At 69.3% G+C, this 15,686-nt stretch carries 17 protein-coding genes; 5 read left to right on the top strand and 12 right to left on the bottom strand.

Features of this window, described 5'->3' with window-relative positions; all coding sequences use genetic code 11:
* The first annotated feature begins 5 nt into the window (after positions 1–5).
* Together purF and DO944_RS06405 are read left to right on the top strand one after the other, a co-directional pair.
* Complete coding sequence (gene purF / locus DO944_RS06400) at positions 6–1,466, top strand: amidophosphoribosyltransferase (protein WP_112615803.1); 1,461 nt, start codon at positions 6–8, stop codon at positions 1,464–1,466.
* On the top strand, positions 1,463–2,686 hold the full coding sequence (locus DO944_RS06405; RefSeq protein ID WP_112615805.1) for a CynX/NimT family MFS transporter: 1,224 nt from the start codon (positions 1,463–1,465) through the stop codon (positions 2,684–2,686). Before purF ends, DO944_RS06405 begins: the two co-directional genes overlap by 4 nt.
* 9 nt (positions 2,687–2,695) lie before the next feature.
* Here the strand turns inward: DO944_RS06405 and DO944_RS06410 are convergent, their stop codons facing one another.
* The gene (locus tag DO944_RS06410) at positions 2,696–2,872 is read right to left on the bottom strand and encodes a DUF3073 family protein (RefSeq protein ID WP_023953093.1); all 177 of its coding nucleotides are present in this window, start codon (positions 2,870–2,872) and stop codon (positions 2,696–2,698) included.
* A 148-nt stretch (positions 2,873–3,020) separates the two neighbouring features.
* On the opposite strand from DO944_RS06410, the gene DO944_RS06415 reads away from it, so the two are divergent.
* Complete coding sequence (locus tag DO944_RS06415) at positions 3,021–3,551, top strand: universal stress protein (protein ID WP_112615807.1); 531 nt, start codon at positions 3,021–3,023, stop codon at positions 3,549–3,551.
* Positions 3,552–3,602: 51 nt separating this feature from the next.
* On the opposite strand, the gene DO944_RS06420 is transcribed toward DO944_RS06415, so the two are convergent.
* The 3 genes from DO944_RS06420 to DO944_RS15655 all read right to left on the bottom strand — a co-directional run bounded on the left by DO944_RS06420 (position 3,603) and on the right by DO944_RS15655 (position 5,505).
* Positions 3,603–4,211, bottom strand: a complete 609-nt coding sequence (locus tag DO944_RS06420; protein ID WP_112615809.1) for a PadR family transcriptional regulator — start codon at positions 4,209–4,211, stop codon at positions 3,603–3,605.
* Positions 4,212–4,213: 2 nt separating this feature from the next.
* On the bottom strand, positions 4,214–5,167 hold the full coding sequence (locus DO944_RS06425; RefSeq protein ID WP_112615811.1) for a DUF4097 family beta strand repeat-containing protein: 954 nt from the start codon (positions 5,165–5,167) through the stop codon (positions 4,214–4,216).
* A 173-nt stretch (positions 5,168–5,340) separates the two neighbouring features.
* A complete protein-coding gene (locus tag DO944_RS15655; RefSeq protein WP_023953086.1) occupies positions 5,341–5,505 on the bottom strand; it encodes a hypothetical protein in 165 nt (54 codons plus the stop codon).
* Positions 5,506–5,824: 319 nt separating this feature from the next.
* On the opposite strand from DO944_RS15655, the gene DO944_RS06430 reads away from it, so the two are divergent.
* Together DO944_RS06430 and DO944_RS06435 are read left to right on the top strand one after the other, a co-directional pair.
* Positions 5,825–6,094 (top strand): Rho termination factor N-terminal domain-containing protein, encoded by a 270-nt coding sequence (locus DO944_RS06430; protein ID WP_023953083.1) that lies wholly within the window; start codon positions 5,825–5,827, stop codon positions 6,092–6,094.
* A 1-nt stretch (position 6,095) separates the two neighbouring features.
* Positions 6,096–7,058, top strand: coding sequence for a DNA topoisomerase IB (locus DO944_RS06435; protein WP_112615813.1), 963 nt, complete (start codon positions 6,096–6,098; stop codon positions 7,056–7,058).
* A gap of 104 nt (positions 7,059–7,162) precedes the next feature.
* Here DO944_RS06435 and DO944_RS06440 read toward each other — a convergent pair whose 3' ends face one another.
* The 8 genes from DO944_RS06440 to DO944_RS06475 form a co-directional block, all read right to left on the bottom strand.
* Positions 7,163–8,557, bottom strand: a complete 1,395-nt coding sequence (locus DO944_RS06440; protein WP_258524593.1) for an MFS transporter — start codon at positions 8,555–8,557, stop codon at positions 7,163–7,165.
* A gap of 161 nt (positions 8,558–8,718) precedes the next feature.
* Positions 8,719–9,489, bottom strand: coding sequence for an SDR family NAD(P)-dependent oxidoreductase (locus DO944_RS06445; RefSeq protein ID WP_112615815.1), 771 nt, complete (start codon positions 9,487–9,489; stop codon positions 8,719–8,721).
* 11 nt (positions 9,490–9,500) lie between these two features.
* Positions 9,501–10,472 (bottom strand): 3-hydroxyacyl-CoA dehydrogenase family protein, encoded by a 972-nt coding sequence (locus tag DO944_RS06450; protein ID WP_112615817.1) that lies wholly within the window; start codon positions 10,470–10,472, stop codon positions 9,501–9,503.
* A gap of 23 nt (positions 10,473–10,495) precedes the next feature.
* Positions 10,496–11,443 (bottom strand): sugar phosphate isomerase/epimerase, encoded by a 948-nt coding sequence (locus tag DO944_RS06455; RefSeq protein WP_112615819.1) that lies wholly within the window; start codon positions 11,441–11,443, stop codon positions 10,496–10,498.
* 92 nt (positions 11,444–11,535) lie between these two features.
* A complete protein-coding gene (locus DO944_RS06460) occupies positions 11,536–12,258 on the bottom strand; it encodes a GntR family transcriptional regulator (protein ID WP_112615821.1) in 723 nt (240 codons plus the stop codon).
* A 31-nt stretch (positions 12,259–12,289) separates the two neighbouring features.
* On the bottom strand, positions 12,290–13,069 hold the full coding sequence (locus tag DO944_RS06465; RefSeq protein WP_258524594.1) for a triose-phosphate isomerase family protein: 780 nt from the start codon (positions 13,067–13,069) through the stop codon (positions 12,290–12,292).
* Positions 13,041–13,496 (bottom strand): ribose-5-phosphate isomerase, encoded by a 456-nt coding sequence (locus DO944_RS06470; RefSeq protein ID WP_023953069.1) that lies wholly within the window; start codon positions 13,494–13,496, stop codon positions 13,041–13,043. The genes DO944_RS06465 and DO944_RS06470 overlap by 29 nt, the downstream gene beginning before the upstream one ends.
* A 1-nt stretch (position 13,497) precedes the next feature.
* A complete protein-coding gene (locus DO944_RS06475; protein ID WP_112615825.1) occupies positions 13,498–15,219 on the bottom strand; it encodes a dihydroxyacetone kinase family protein in 1,722 nt (573 codons plus the stop codon).
* Positions 15,220–15,686 lie beyond the last annotated feature (467 nt).

Consider the following 15,686-nt stretch of genomic DNA (forward strand, 5'->3'; position numbering starts at 1 on the left):
ACCCCATGTGCGGAATCGTCGGAATCGTCGGGCAGTCCCCGGCGAACCAGGAGATCTACGACGCCCTCCTGCTGCTGCAGCACCGCGGCCAGGACTCGACCGGAATCGCGACCGCTGAGAACAGCGGCGTCTTCCACATCTTCAAGGCCAACGGCCAGGTGCGCGAGGCGGTCCGCACGCGTGACATGCGTTCGCTGCTCGGCAACATCGGGCTCGGCCACGTCCGCTACGCCACGAAGGGCACGGCGTCGAGCGAAGAAGAGGCGCAGCCCTTCTACGTCAACGCGCCGTACGGCATCGTGCTGGTGCACAACGGCAACCTGACCAACACGCGCGAGCTGACCGACGAGCTGTTCCGCAAGGACCGCCGCCACCTGAACACCAGCTCCGACACGGAGCTGCTGGTGAACGTGCTCGCCAACGAGCTGCAGACCACGATCTCGGGCCTCGACCTCGACCCCGACCAGGTCTTCCAGGCTGTGGAGCGCGTCCACGAGCGCGTCGAGGGCTCGTACGCCGCGATCGCGCTCATCGCCGGCCACGGCCTGCTGGCCTTCCGCGACCCGTTCGGGATCCGTCCGCTCATCCTCGGCACCCGCCGGGCCGAGAACGGCCGCGACGAGTGGACGGTCGCATCCGAGTCGCTCGTGCTCGAGAACGGCGGCTTCGAGGTCGTGCGCGACGTCGAGCCCGGCGAGGCGGTCTTCATCGACGCCGACGGCACTCTGCACACGCGTCAGTGCGCGCAGCAGACGCAGCTCGCGCCGTGCTCGTTCGAGTACGTCTACCTCGCCCGTCCCGACTCGATCATGAACGGCATCTCGGTCTACGAGGCTCGCCTGCGCATGGGCGAGCGTCTCGCCGACACGATCGCCAAGTACACCCCTCAGGGTGCGATCGATGTCGTCATGCCGATCCCCGACTCATCGCGTCCCGCGGCGATGCAGGTCGCGCGCAAGCTCGGCATCGAGTACCGCGAGGGCTTCTACAAGAACCGTTACGTCGGCCGGACCTTCATCATGCCGGGCCAGGCCGTGCGCAAGAAGAGCGTGCGCCAGAAGCTCAACGCGATGTCGAGCGAGTTCAAGGGCAAGAACGTCCTCCTCATCGACGACTCGATCGTGCGCGGCACGACGTCGAAGGAGATCATCCAGATGGCCCGGGATGCCGGTGCCAAGAGCGTCACGTTCGCGTCCGCCGCGCCGCCGGTGCGCTACCCGCACGTCTACGGCATCAACATGCCCTCGCGTCACGAGCTCATCGCCCACGACCGGACGATCCCCGAGATCGCCGAGGAGCTCGGCTGCGACTATCTCGTGTACCAGGAGATCGACGACCTGAAGGCGGCGATCGTCGAGGGCACCGACATCGTCGACCTCGACATGAGCTGCTTCGACGGGCGCTACGTCACCGGGACGGTCAGCGAGGAGTATCTGAACTGGGTCGAGGGCACCCAGCAGTCGTGACTTCGCTCTGGCGAGGACGCGTCCTCGCGTTCCTCGGCGTCATCCTCGTCGCCTTCTCACTGCGCTCGGCCGTCGCGTCGCTGTCGCCGATCCTCACCGAGATCGACGCGGACCTCGGCGTGCCGTCGTGGGTGGCCGGCCTCATCGGCGCGGCGCCGCCGGTGTGCTTCGCGGTCTTCGGCGTCATCACTCCGATTCTCGAGCGGCGGTTCGGCCTGCAGCGACTCGCGGTCGCCGCGATGGTCGTCGCTGCGGCTTCCCTGCTGGGTCGAGCGCTCGCGCCGGATGCCGGCATCCTGCTCATCGCCACGACCGTGCTCTTCGCCGCGATCAGCATCGGCAACGTCGTGCTGCCGCCGCTGATCAAGACGTACTTCCCCGACCGCGTCGGGACCATGACGGCGGTCTACTCGACGATGCTCGCTGTGGCGGCCTTCGTGCCGCCGCTCGTCGCGGTGCCGATCGCCGACACCGCGGGATGGCGGTTCTCTCTCGGGCTGTGGTCGGTGTTCGCCGTGCTCGCGGTCATCCCCTGGCTCGTGACGCTGCGCCGGTCGCGCATCGCGGCGGCCACGGCGGATGCCGTCATCGCCCCGACCCCGTCGCCGAACGTGCTCAGTCGCCTCGTGCGCCTGCCGATGGCGTGGGCCGTCGCCGTCACCTTCGCGGTGTCGGCATCCAGCGTCTACGCGTCGTTCGCGTGGCTGCCGATCATCCTCGTCGACCTCGCGGGCGTATCCCATGCCGCCGCCGGTTCGCTCCTCGCGCTGTTCGGCGCGATGGGGTTGCCGTGGTCGATCATCGTGCCGCTCGTCATCACGCGCTGGCGGCGGCTCGGCGTGATCTACGCCGTCGCGGCGTCGGCCGGGCTCGTCGCCGTCGCGGGACTGCTCATCGCGCCCGGGTCGGCCGTCGTGCTGTGGGTCGTGCTGCTGGGCACACCGCAGATGCTGTTCCCGGCTGCGCTGGTGTTCATCCAGCGCAAGACGAGGACGCACGAGGGCACGGTCGCGCTCAGCGGATTCGCGCAGAGCGTCGGCTACGCCGTTGCTGCGGTCTTCCCCATCTCGTTCGCGCTGCTGCACGAGGCGACGGGGGAATGGACGGCCCCGCTCATCATGGTCGGCGTGCTGATGCTCGCTGCGATCCCCGCGGGGATCGTCGTCACACGCCCCCACACGATCGAGGACGAGTGGGAGCAGCGCCACGGCGCATGGTGATGAGCCCGGTCAGGCCTTCTCGTCCTCGTACTCGTCGGAGTACTGGTCAGCCCACTTGTCGACGTACTGATCGTCGTCGGAATGAGCGAGCTCCTTCTCGAGCGAGGAGAAGTTGACATTGTAGGTGTCGTACTTCAGCTCACGCGCGATCTTGGTGTGCTTCGCCTTTTGACGGCCACGCCCCATGCGAGACCCCCTCATTTCTGAGTCACGGGCTGTTCAGCGGTGCCCGGAGCATTTCACGATCCGGCGCTGGGCCGGGGAAGAGTAGCATCAAGAATAACACGGGGGCCCCGAGCCATCGCCGGTGCCGCCGCTGAGACAGGGGGCGACCATGGCCGATCAGCACTCCGCAGGCGACGAGAGTCGTCTTCCGTCGACGCCCGTCATCGCGGGAGTCATCCCCGGGCAGTCGCCCCGCGTCGTGGTCGAGGCGGCCCGGTACGCGTCGATGCTCGGCGTCGGACTCATCGTGGTGCACGTCGATGTCACCCGATTCGTGACCTACGAGGATCCCGACGGCTACGTCCACACCGCTCCGATCGACCTCGGGGCGGTCTCGAGCGCGGCGCAGCTCGAGCAGATCCGCGCTTCCGCCGCTGAGGCGCTCGCGTCGTCGACCGTCGAGTGGACCGTGCATCAGCTCGTCGGCGATCCCGCGCTCGCCATCAAGCACCTCGCCGACCGGCTCGATGCCAAGCTGCTCGTGGTCGGCACGCGTCGCCGGGGCATCGGTGAGTCGATCCGCGAGTTCTTCACGGGCTCGGTCGCGGCGCGGCTGGCGCATCGGCAGCGGCGGCCCATCCTCGTCGTGCCGCAGGGTGAGACCGCCGCGGACGACGAAGACCTCTGGCCCGAGCCCTGAGCGGCGCGGAGCAGAGGTCCCCGGCGCGGTGCGGCGCGCCACTGTGCGTCGTCAGCCCCGCAAGGCCCGCAGCATCTCTTCCCGGGTCCGGGTGAGCGCGGCGACGAGGTCGTCGACGGCGGATGCCGTGACGTCGCCGTCGCGCGCGATGTGCGACCGCAGGTCGGCCTTCACGTTCGCCCGGAACTCGGCGATCGCGGCATCCGCTCGTTGCGCCTGCGCGCGGGCCTCTGCGCGTGGGTTCTCGGGCGGCGACGGACGCGTGGCGGTCTCGTGGTCGACGTTCGCGGCGGCGGCGAGGTCGGCCTGGAGGCTCTTCATCGCCGCCCGCACACTGCCCCGGACCTCGTCGGCGATGAGGCGGATGCTGTCCGCCAAGCCGGCCTGGATGCCGTCGAGGTCATGGCGGCGGGCCGAGAGCTCGTCGCGACCGGCATCCGTGATCTCGTAGATCGTCTTGCGACCGTCGACGGTCTTGGTCACGAGTCCCTCTTCCTCGAGTTTGGCGAGGCGGGGGTAGATCGTGCCGGCGCTGGGCGAGTAGGTTCCGCCGGTGCGCTCGGTGAGGGCCTGCATGAGGTCGTACCCGTGCCGCGGCGACTCGTCGAGCAGCGACAACAGGTAAAGACGCAGGTCGCCGTGTGAGAAGACGGGCGGCATGGTCAGTGATCCTCGCGACGGTCCGCGGTGTCCTCGACCGGGGCGGCCTCGGTCGGGGCGGCCTCGACGGGGGCGGCTTCGGGTGCTGCCTCGCTTGCGACCTCGGGCGCGCTGGTGCCGGCGACGTCGGTGGCCGCGGGGGCGGAGCGCCGCAGGACGGTGAGGTCGCCCGAGACCGAGTTGGTGCGGACGTCGACGAAGGAGCCGCTGAGCTCGCCGGTCGAACCGGTGAAGCTCGTGAGCGGGCCGGCGCCCTGCCCGGAGCGCACGACGCCGTCGATGAGCACGCGTCCGCTGACGCTGCGCACCTGGTAGTTCGCGGGCAGGCTCTCGTCGAGGCGAACCGTGGCGTCGCCACCCACGGTGTGGAGCGTGATCGACTGGATCGGACCGGACGAGTCGACGAGCATGGCACCCGAGACCGTGTCGATGTCGGCCGCGCGCAGGGTGCCGATAGCCGAAACGTCGCCCGACACGGACTTCGCGGTGAGCGCACCGGTCAGCTCGCGCGCCTGCACGTCGCCCGAGACCGCGTTCGCGTTCACATCACCCGTGATCCCGTCGATGATGATGTCGCCCGAGACGGTGTTGACCCGCGCATCGGCCGTGAGGCCCGACACGAGCGCGCTCGCGCTGACGACGCCGAGCGTGAGGTCCGTGCCGCGCGGGACGGCGACGCTGATCTCGGCCTTCGGGCCGGAGGAGCCGAAGTTGCGGAACACCTGCGTGAAGTTGTCCCAGCGCAACTGCGGGTGGTCGATCTCCACGACGTCGCCGGTCGCCTCGATGCGCAGATCCTTGCCGGTGACGGCGTGCACCTCGATGCGGACGCCGGGCTCGTCGTGGGCGACGATGTCGATCTGGCCCCCGACCATGCTCACCTTGAGCTTCCGGATGTCGTCGATGTCGATCACCCGGGTCTCCTCCGGGTGGACGATCCATTTCTGCAGTGTCATGGCGTTCCCTCTCCTCTGGCGACGGTCGTCGCGCATGATCGCGATATATCGCGTCTGCTGACGATAACACGATATATCGCGACTCGTCTAGAGTCGATGGGCCGTTCGTTGGCTGCTCCGGGAAATGCAGAACGCCCCCACCCGAAGGCGGAGGCGTTCGCGCAGCGCGGCGGTCAGACGCGCTTGTTGCCGCTGATCACTCGGAAGAGGAACGCGATGAGCGCGATCACACCGACGATCAGGGCGACCCAGAGCAGCCAGCTCAGTGCGCTGTTCAGGCCACTGACGATCGCGAGCACGATCGCAACGACGATGATGATGATGAGGAAGATGTTCATGGGGGCTCCTTGTCTGTCTCCCAATGTCCGTCCCACTGCGAGACGTTCCGACCCCGTGAAGGGCTGACCGCAACGTTAGAGAATGCCGAGCGTGTGTGCCGAGGCCTTGACGACGGATTCGCCGTGGTGGTATTCCACCAGGCGCCGACCCGACGCACATGGTCGTCTCGGCGGCGAGGAAGGCGCCCTTTGTGTCGGGTCACGGTCGGACGGCGGGTGGGGTGGGGTGGGGTTAGGGCCTCTCGCGAACGCCTGTCAAGCACCTGCGGCGACCCTCGCGACGGTCGTAGCGTCAGCCTGACGAAGAGGGGAGACCGCTATGCCACAGGGACGCGGATCGAACAGTCTCAAAGACCCCGAGCTCTACGAGGAGCTGCGCGAGGACGGCGCCTCGAAAGAGAAGGCTGCCCGCATCTCGAACGCCGCCGCCCGTGACGGCCGCAAGAAGGTCGGCAGCCGGGGCGGACAGTCCGGCGACTACGAGGACTGGACCGTCGACGAGCTGAAGAAGCGCGCCAAGGAACTCGGCATCTCCGGGTACTCCGGCAAGAAGAAGGCGCAGATCATCTCGATGCTGCGCAACCACTGAGGTGGCCCGACTCGTCCGGGTCCGGCCCGATGTCGATGCCGGCATCCGGCGCATCCGCTCAGGCAAGGGCTTCCGGTACACGGATGCCGACGGCGGGGCGGTCGGGCGGCGCGACCTCGCCCGCATCCGAAGCATCGTCATCCCGCCCGCCTGGAAGGACGTCTGGATCTGCGCAGACCCGCAGGGGCACATCCAGGTCGTCGGAACCGACGATGCGGGTCGTCGACAGTACATCTACCACCCCGAGTGGACGCGCAGTCGTGACAAGGGCAAGTACGCCCGAGCGCTGCAGCTCGCCGAATCCCTGCCACGTGCCCGCTCGCGTGCGACTGCCTCGTTGCGACGCGCCGACCTCGATCGCGAGCGCGTCCTCGCCGCGGCATTCCGGCTGCTCGACCGGTCGGCGCTGCGCATCGGTTCGCAGCGGTACCTGCTGCAGCACGGCAGCCGCGGGCTGACGACGCTGAGACGTCGCGACGCCTCGGTGGCCGACACCGTCGTGAGCCTCGCCTTCTCGGGCAAGAGCGGACAGCGCCAGGCGCTCGAGATCCCCGACCCGGACCTCGCCACGGCCATCATGCTGCTGATCGAGGGGCGCCCCTCGTCGCCGCTGCTCGCGTGGCAGCGGCAGCGCCGGCGGGTTCCACTCACCCCGAACGACGTCAACGCGTACGTGCGTGCGCTGACGGGCGGCCCGTTCACCGCCAAGGACTTCCGCACTCTCCGTGGCACCGTCGTCGCGGCGGACGCCCTCGCACGCATCGGCATCGCTGAGACGGCCCGGGCCGTGCACCAGGCCGAGGTCGAAGCGGTGCGCGCCGCGGCCACGGCGCTGGGGAACACGCCGGCGGTCGCGCGCAGCTCGTACATCGATCCGCGCGTGTTCGAACGCTATCGCTCGGGGATGCTGCTCGACACGACGGTCTCGCCCGAGACGGCCATCCGTTCGCTCGTCCTCGGCTGACGCGCGGCTCGAGCGGGCACGCCGAACCGCTACGCCCAACCGCAACGCCGAAACGGCCCGGGCCGCACGAGGCGACGCCGGGCCGTTCGAGAGCGCGCGATGCGTCAGCGGCGCTCGCTCTCGCCCGAGGTCAGGAGAGCGTCGGCCTTCGAGCTGAAGAACCGGGTCGCCCACATCATGACGGCGGCGAGGAACGCGAACAGACCCAGCGACACCACGCCCCAGGCTCCGCTCTCGGTCGGGACGGCCTCGTTGATCCCCGTGCGCATGATCGGGGCGACGAAGCCGCCCAGGTTGCCGAGGGAGTTGATGAGGCCGATGCCGGCGGCGGCCGCGGCGCCGGTGAGGAACGAGGTCGGGAACGACCAGGTGATGGGGCCCGTCGAGAGGAACGCGGCGACCGCGACGGTGATCGCGATGATGCCGAGCAGGCCCTGCCCGTTGGCTCCGGCCCACGCCGACACGAGGATGGCCGAACCCGTCACGAGGAAGAACAGGGCACCCCAGACGCGGCGCCGGCGCACGGTGTCGGCGTGCTTGCCGACGTAGTAGCAGGCGAACAGGCCGACGGCCCACGGGATGGCCGACACGAGGCCGACCTGCCAGCCGACCGACTCGCCGATAAGGTTCGACACCTGCTGCGGCAGGTAGAACGTGGTGCCGTAGACGGCGATCTGCAGGCAGAAGTAGATGACCGTGAAGTACCAGACCTTCCAGCTGATGAGCGCCGCGCCGATGCCGCGGGGTCCATCGGATTCCTTCACCGTGTCTTCGTGCTCCATCACCGCCTTCAGTGCGGCCTTCTCGTCTTCGTCGAGGAACTTCGCCTTCTGCGGCGAGTCGACGAGGAAGAACAGCGCCGCGATACCGGCGACGACCGCCATCATGCCCTCGACGAAGAACATCACCTGCCAGCCGGCCCACGGGGTGACCTGGTCGCCGATGCTGATCAGGCCGCCCGACAGCGGGGCGCCGAGCATCTGCGAGAAGGGCTGCGCGAGGTAGAACAGCGCGAACATCTGCACGCGGCGCTTGTTGGGGAACCACTGCGCGAGGAACATGATGACGCCGGGGAAGAGGCCCGCCTCCGTGACGCCCAGGAGGAAGCGCAGCACGATGAACATCGTCTCGCCGTTGACGAAGGCGAAGAGCGAGGCGACGATTCCCCAGGTGACCGCGATGCGGGCGAGCCAGAAGCGCGCACCGAACTTGTCGAGCAGCAGGTTCGAGGGGATCTCGAAGAGGGCGTAGCCGATGAAGAAGATGCCGGCGCCGAGAGCGTAGGCCCCCGCGGAGATGCCCCGGTCGACTTCGAGAGCGGACTCGGCGAACCCGACGTTCGTGCGATCGAGGAACGCGACGAAGTACAGGATGATGAGCATCGGCATGAGCCGGTAGGTGGCCTTCTTGATGCCGCTCGCCAGGTGCGGGCTGCTCAGCAGCTCATTCGCGACCGTGACGTTGGCCCGCGTGGCGGGACCGTAGTCCGATGAGGACACAGTGACTCTCCTTCGAGTTCGTGTGGGTGTGACGGAGTGACGAGGCGGCGGTTCAGCCGCCGAGTGAGGGGATGATCAGGACGAGGCCGACGACCACGCAGATCACCCCGATGGCCAGGAACCCGAGGCGTCCGCGGGACCAGTTGCGGTTCACGGGAGCCTCAGTGCATGTAGAGGCCGCCGTCGACGTTCAGGGTCTGGCCCGTCACGAATCCGGCATCCTCGCTGATCAGATAGGCCACCGCCGCTGCGATGTCGGTCGGCGTGCCGATGCGCGGCAGGACGCCGTCGGCGGCCATCGCCTCCTTGCGCTCCTCCGTCAGCGTTCCGCCCATGATGTCGGTGTCGATCGGGCCGGGCGAGATGACGTTCGCCGTGATGCCGAGCGGACCGAGCTCGCGCGCGACCGAGCGCATCAGACCGATCACGCCCGCCTTCGCCGCCGAGTAGGGCGTCTTCGAGAAGGTGCCGCCGCCGCGCTGCGCCGACACCGACGAGATGCCCACGAGCCGCCCCACGCCGTTCGCGACGAGCGTGCGGGCGACGCGCTGGGTGACCCAGTGCACGCCGTCGAGGTTGATCGACTCGACACGGTGCCATTCCTCGGGGGTGACCTCGAGGTACGGGATGGGAGACGAGACGCCGGCGAAATTCACGAGGGCGACGATCTGCGGCAGCGACGCCTCGAGCGTGTCGATCGCGGTGACGGCCTGCTCGCGGTCGGCCACGTTCGCGCCGACGCCGACGGCCCGCACGCCGTGAGCCTCGGCGACCTCGGCAGCGGTGCGCTCGGCGGCCGCGGCGTCGACGTCGACGATGCCGACATGCCAGCCGCGCTCGGCCAGGTGGAAGGCGGTCGTGCGGCCGATGCCCCGGGGGCTCGCGGCGCCGGTCAGGATGACGGTGCGCTCAGCGGGGAAGACGGATGCCATGGCGTGTTCTCTCAGTCCTGTGCGGGGTGGATGGGGGCGGGGCCCAGCTCGTCGATGAGCTTCTTCATCGCGACGTACGCCTTGTTGCGGTAGGCGATGAGCTCGGGCGTGCGCTCGGCGGGGACGTCGAGGAACCCGGCGCCGGACTTCGTGCCGAGCTTCCCGGCCGAGACGAGCTGGTCGAGGATGGGCGGTGTCGCGAACCGCTCGGGGAACTCCGTCTGCAGCGACGCGTAGCAGAAGGCGTACACGTCGAGTCCGGCCATGTCGGCGATCGCGAACGGCCCGAAGAAGGGCAGGCGGAAGCCGAAGGTCGTGCGCACGATGGTGTCGATGTCCTCCGGCGTGGCCACGCCCTCCTCGACCAGCTGCGTCGCCTCGTGGAAGAGCGCGTACTGCAGGCGGTTGAGCACGAACCCGGTCGCATCCTTCACGCGGGCGGTCTCCTTGCCCGTCGCGGCGACGATGGCCTCGACGACGGGGAGGACCGCCTCATCGGTGCCGGCGTGCGGGATCAGCTCGACGCCGGGGATGAAGGGGGCGGGGTTCGAGAAGTGCACGCCGAGGAAGCGGCCGGGCTCGGTCACGGCTTCGGCGAGGCGGCCGATGAGGATCGTCGAGGTGTTGCTGCCGATGATCGCGTCGGGCGCGGCCGCCGCCGAGATGCGGCGGAGGGTCGCGTGCTTGATCTCGATCTTCTCGGGCACGGCCTCTTCGATGAAGGAGGCGCCGCCGACGGCATCCTCGATCGTCATCGCCGTGATGCGCTCGGCGATGACGGCGCTGGCGTCGGCGGGGAACAGGCCGTCGGCGGCGAACTGCGCGGCCTCGGCGATGAGGCGGTCGCGGTTGCCGCGGGCGACTTCGATGTCGACGTCGGCGATGCGCACGTCGGCGCCGGATAGGGCGAGCGACTGCGCGATGCCGCCGCCCATGTAGCCGCTGCCCACCACCGCGTACACGGGGCGTTCGTTCTCGGTCATGACGTTCTCCTCGTCGGTGTCGGTCAGGCTCCGGCGGTCGCCGGAAGCAGGGAGGTCAGGTAGTCGCGGTTGCGGGCGCACACCCCGAGGCTGTCGCCGCCGTACTGCTCCATGAGGAACGGGCCGCGGAACCCGAGCTCGAGCGCGCGGGCGACCATCGCCCGGTAGTTGATGAGGCCGAGCTCCATGCTCGTCGGCGTCGACGTCTGCCAGCTGCCGTCGGCGGCCTCGTCGCGCGCGTAGTTCTTCATGTGCCAGTAGTTCGCGTAGGGGAGGGTCTTCTCGTGCATCTCGCGCCAGTCCTCGATGGGGCGGTGCAGGCGCACGAGGTTGCCGATGTCGGGGTTGAGGCCGACGTTGTCGAGCCCGATCTCCTCGATGAGGCGCACCGCGCTGTCGGCGGTGCCGAGGTAGGTGTCCTCATACATCTCCAGCGACATCGGCAGGCCGACGGATGCCGCGTGCTCGCCGAGTTCGCGCAGGCGTCGGACCGCGAGTGCGCGGGTGTCGGCGTCATCGGGGTCGACCGGGCCCGGCGCGGTCCAGAACCACAGAGCGGCGCGCTGGGCCTCGCTGAAGGGCTGATGGAGTCCGGTCGAGAACACGCTCATGCCGAGTTCGGCCGCCGCGTCGATCGCGCGGTGCGCGTACGCGAGGTTCTCCTCGCCCTTGCCCGGCTGGATGACGCTCTGTCGCTGCACGTGCACCGAGACGAGCTCGACCCCGTGGCTCGTCGCGATGGACTTCAGTTCGGCCCGGCGGGACGCGGTCAGCTCAGACGGGCGGATGTGGCTGTCCGCGATCTCGATCGCTGTGAAGCCGAGCCGCTCGACCTGCGAGAACACGCCGTCCCAGGTCTCGGCGTCGGCGTCGTGCAGGCGGGTCCCATCCGCGGCGACGGGGGAGAAGCCGTGCATGCAGACCGCGATCGGGCCGGGCGTAGGGGCGGACGGGTGCGACGTTGCGTTCATGACGACTCCATTGGCGAGCGTGTCCGACGAGGACTCCCGTAGATCCTATAGGAAATAGAGAACGCTGCAAGAGGGAGTTCGCGGCGAGGAGCTCAGGCCTGCTCGAGCCCGAGCGATCGCTGGCGCACCTGCTCGAGGTGATGGAGCATCGACCGCTCGGGAGCGTCGGGGTCGCCCGTTGCGAACGCGTCGACGAGAGCCTCGTGCTCGGCGATCGCCTCGCGCACGTCGGTCACACCGTGCCGGACCGACTGCCGCATCCGGTGCAGCTGGGCTCCGAGGGTCTCGGACATCTCGGTGAGATACCGGTTGCCACAGTGGTCGAACACGACCCGATGGAACGCGGCGTCCGCGACGAAGTAGGCCGCAGTCACCTCGAGGTCGGCCGCGCCGGCGTTCAGGGCCTCGATGACACGCTTGCCGATGCTGCGGTGCTCCTCCTCCGCGGCGCGCAACTCGTCGATCATCTCGGGCGAGGCGGGCGTCGCGAGGCGCGTGGCATGCGTCTCGAGCATGATGCGGGCGTCGAAGAGCTCGCGCAGCTGATCGAGTCCGAGGGGCGGGGCGACACGGTAGCCGCGCAGCGCCTCGCGCGTGACGAGACCCGTGCGCTCGAGCTGCACGAGCGCTTCGCGCACCGGGGTCTGCGACACGTCCAGCTGACGCGCGATCGTGTCGATCGACAGGCGGCGGCCGGGAACCGCCTCGCCGGAGAGGAGCAGCTGGAGGATGCGCTCGTAGACGTGGTCGCGCAGGCCCCGCCGCTCGATCGTCGCATCGAGTCCCCGCAGGTTGCCATCCCGTGATGCGGTCATCGTCCCTCTTCCGGTTCGCACGGAGCGCGCCTCACCCCGAGAGGGCCTCCACCTCATCGAGGATGTCACGAACTGCGCGCGGGTCGTGCGCGAACCGGCCGAGGAACAGGCCGTCGACGGCGTCGGAGATGGTCGAGAGCAGACCGGGCCCCGCACTGCCGCCGTAGATGATCGAGACCTCGCGGTCGGCGGCGTCTATTCGCGATCTCAGTCCCGAGCAGACCGACCGGATGTGTTCGGATGTCGCGGGCGCCGGCGCCCCGATCGCCCAGAGCGGCTCGTAGGCGATCACCACTGCGCCGCTCGCGCCCGCCTCGTCGGCATCGGCGAGGGCGCTGCGCACCAGCTGCGCGCAGGTAGCGATCGCAGCGTCGATCCCCGCCTCGTCCTCCTCGCCGACGCAGACGACCGGGGTGAGACCGTTCCGCACCGCCGCATGAGTCTTCGCGGACACCACGCTCTCGGTCTCGCCGAACAGGCGACGACGCTCGGCATGCCCGACCTCGGCGTAGCGGCATCCGAGCTCGGCCAAGACGGCTCCCGAGACCTCGCCGGTGTACGCGCCGGCGTCATGAACGGCGAGGTCCTGCGCCCCGACCGCCAGGCGCCCCGCGCGTTCGAGAGCGCCGGGAATCGAGGGGAACTGCGGCGCGACGAAAGCGGTGACGCGATCGCGTACGGGGTGCTCGTCGAGGATCGCCGCGACCTCCGAGACCCAGGTCAGCGTGCGGGCGTGCGAGAAATAGGTCTTGAGGCTCGCGCCGATGATCATCGGGCAGACCTCACCCCTCTTCGTATGCGCAGATCTCACGCACCTTCTCGGCCGAGGCGCTCGAGGTGTCGAAGGTGTAGGTGAGCCATTCCGCCGCGAGGCGCCGCGCCAGCTCGATTCCCACGACGCGCTGGCCCATGCAGAGCACCTGGGCGTCGTTCGACAGGATCGATCGCTCGACCGAGTACGAGTCGTGCGCCGTCACGGCGCGGATGCCGGTGACCTTGTTCGCCGCGATCGCGACGCCGAGCCCCGTGCCGCAGATGAGGATCGCGCGATCGGCCTCGCCGTCGCGCACACGCTCCGCGGCGGCGGTCGCGACTGCCGGATAGTTGGTGTGGCTGTCGGCGTCGACACCGACGTCGATGACCTCGGCGACGAGGGGGTTCGCCTCCAGGTCGGCCTTGATGCGTTCTTTGTACTCGTAGCCGGCGTCATCCGAGCCGACGATCAGTCGCAGTGCCATGTCAGGCGTCCTCCTTCAGGACATCGAGAACCGTGCGGGTGACCAGCGCGAACGAGACCGCGCCGGGATCGGGGGTGCCGAGACTGCGGTCGCCGTGCGTACGGGCGCGGCCGAGTCGGGCGGTGAGCTGGGCGGTCGCCTCGGCGGCGGCCTGTGCGGCGTCGGCGGCCGTCGCCCACGCGTCGAGCAGGGCATCGCCCTGAGCGAGTCGGTCGCGGAGCGTGTCGGCGAAGGGAACGATCGCGTCGATCATCGTCTTGTCGCCGACCGTGGCCTTGCCGAACGACATCACGGCGTCCTTCATGCGTCCCACGCCCGCGGACAGGGCCGAGGCGTCGACCGCGTCGTCATCGCCGAGGGCGGCGCCGAGGTCGACGAGCATCTCGCCCCAGATCGCGCCCGACGTGCCGCCGCCCTTGTCAGCCCACGCGTCGCCGGCGTGCTGCAGTGCCGTTCGCGCACCCGCGCCGGCGGTGACGGCACGTGAGGCGGCGGCCGCGGCCGCGCGACTGCCGCGCTGCATGCCGATGCCGTGGTCGCCGTCACCCGCGATGCGGTCGATGCGTCCGAGCTCGTCGGCCTGGTCATCGAGCATCGCCGCGACGGCGTCGAGCGCGTGAGCGACGACGGCGGCCGCGCGTCGCGACTCTTCCGCGGCCGGCCCGATCGTCTCGATCTCATCGTCGTCGTCGGCGACGGTCGTCACCACGACGCGGCCGTCGACCGAGCCTCGACGGAATGCGGGGGTATCGCACGACGCGTGCCACAGCCGGTCGAGCTCGTCGTCGAGCCAGAGGAGGGTGAGCGAGACGCCGGCCATGTCGAAGCTCGTGCAGAACTCGCCGACTTCGGGCGAAACGACCTCGACTCCCGCTTCGGTCAGCAACCGGTCGACGGCGCCGTAAACGACGTAGAGCTCCTCGTACTTCACCGAGCCGAGTCCGTTCAGGATCGGCACCACGCGACCGGTCGGGGCGGCGTCGTCGGGCCGCTCAGCGAGCAGCCGCTCGACGAGCAGCTGCGCGAGCTCGGCCGCAGTGGGGATGTCGACCTCGTCGATGCCGGGTTCACCGTGGATGCCGAGGCCTACGGCCATGCGTCCCTGCGGCACGGTGAAGAGCGGCTCGGTCGCGCCCGGAAGGGTGCAGCCGCCGAAGGCGACACCGAGAGAGCGGGTGCGGTCGTTGGCGAGCCGCGCTAGTCGCTCGACGTCGTCGAGGTCGTGGCCCTGCTCCGCGGCCGCGCCGGCGGTCTTGAAGACGACGAGGTCGCCGGCGATGCCGCGGCGCTTCTCACGCTCGTGCGGGGGAGCGCTGGAGATGTCGTCGGTCACCGTCACGGTGCGGCAGTCGATGCCCGCCTCGCGGAGACGGTCCTGAGCCTGGGTGAAGTGCAGGACGTCGCCGGCGTAGTTGCCGTAGCTGAGGAGCACTCCGCGACCCTCGTGCGCGGCCTTCGCCACAGATCGCACCTGGTGGGCCGACGGCGACGCGAACAGATTGCCCATCACGGCGCCGTGCGCGAACCCGGGACCGACGAGCCCGGCGAAGGCGGGGTAGTGGCCGCTGCCGCCCCCCACGACGACAGCGACCGTGGGCTCCGCGCCGCGGGTCGAGCGGACGACACCTCCCGTGACGGGGCGGACCCACCGGCCGGAGGCCGCGACGAAACCGGCGACGGAGTCCTCGACGAACTCGTCGGGGTCGTTGAACAGACGCGTCATTGCGTTCTCCTCTGCGATGGGGAAGCGAACCTTTCGTCGATCCTATAGGAAACGCGCTGGGTTGCGACCGGCGGCCGCGGCATCCGCCGAAGCCGGCACCGGTGCCCTTCGATGCGACGCGTCGCCGTCTCGACCGTCCCCGACGCCGTGATGGGGCGGGTGGACGCGCTGGGGAAGCTCACCTGAGCCGAAAATATGAGCAGTTTTAGCTCGACATCAGATTCCAGCTGCCCGACGTTTCTGCATTAGCTCGAGCACCCCTTCTGTATCACGAAAACAAAAAAGACATTATGTATAACGAAAACGTCGTGCCCTCAGAAGAGGCCGTGATTAGCATCGAGACAGGTGGGGCCGGTCTACCGCTCACCAGCGGCGCAGTGGTGGCTATCGCTGCGGGAGTCGTGCTGGCGAATGGCCACCGGCAGGACCTGGACGCCCGACAAGACACGCGATTCGTTGCCGCACCA

This window comes from Microbacterium sp. SMR1, assembly GCF_003289625.1.
Taxonomy (GTDB): domain Bacteria; phylum Actinomycetota; class Actinomycetes; order Actinomycetales; family Microbacteriaceae; genus Microbacterium; species Microbacterium plantarum.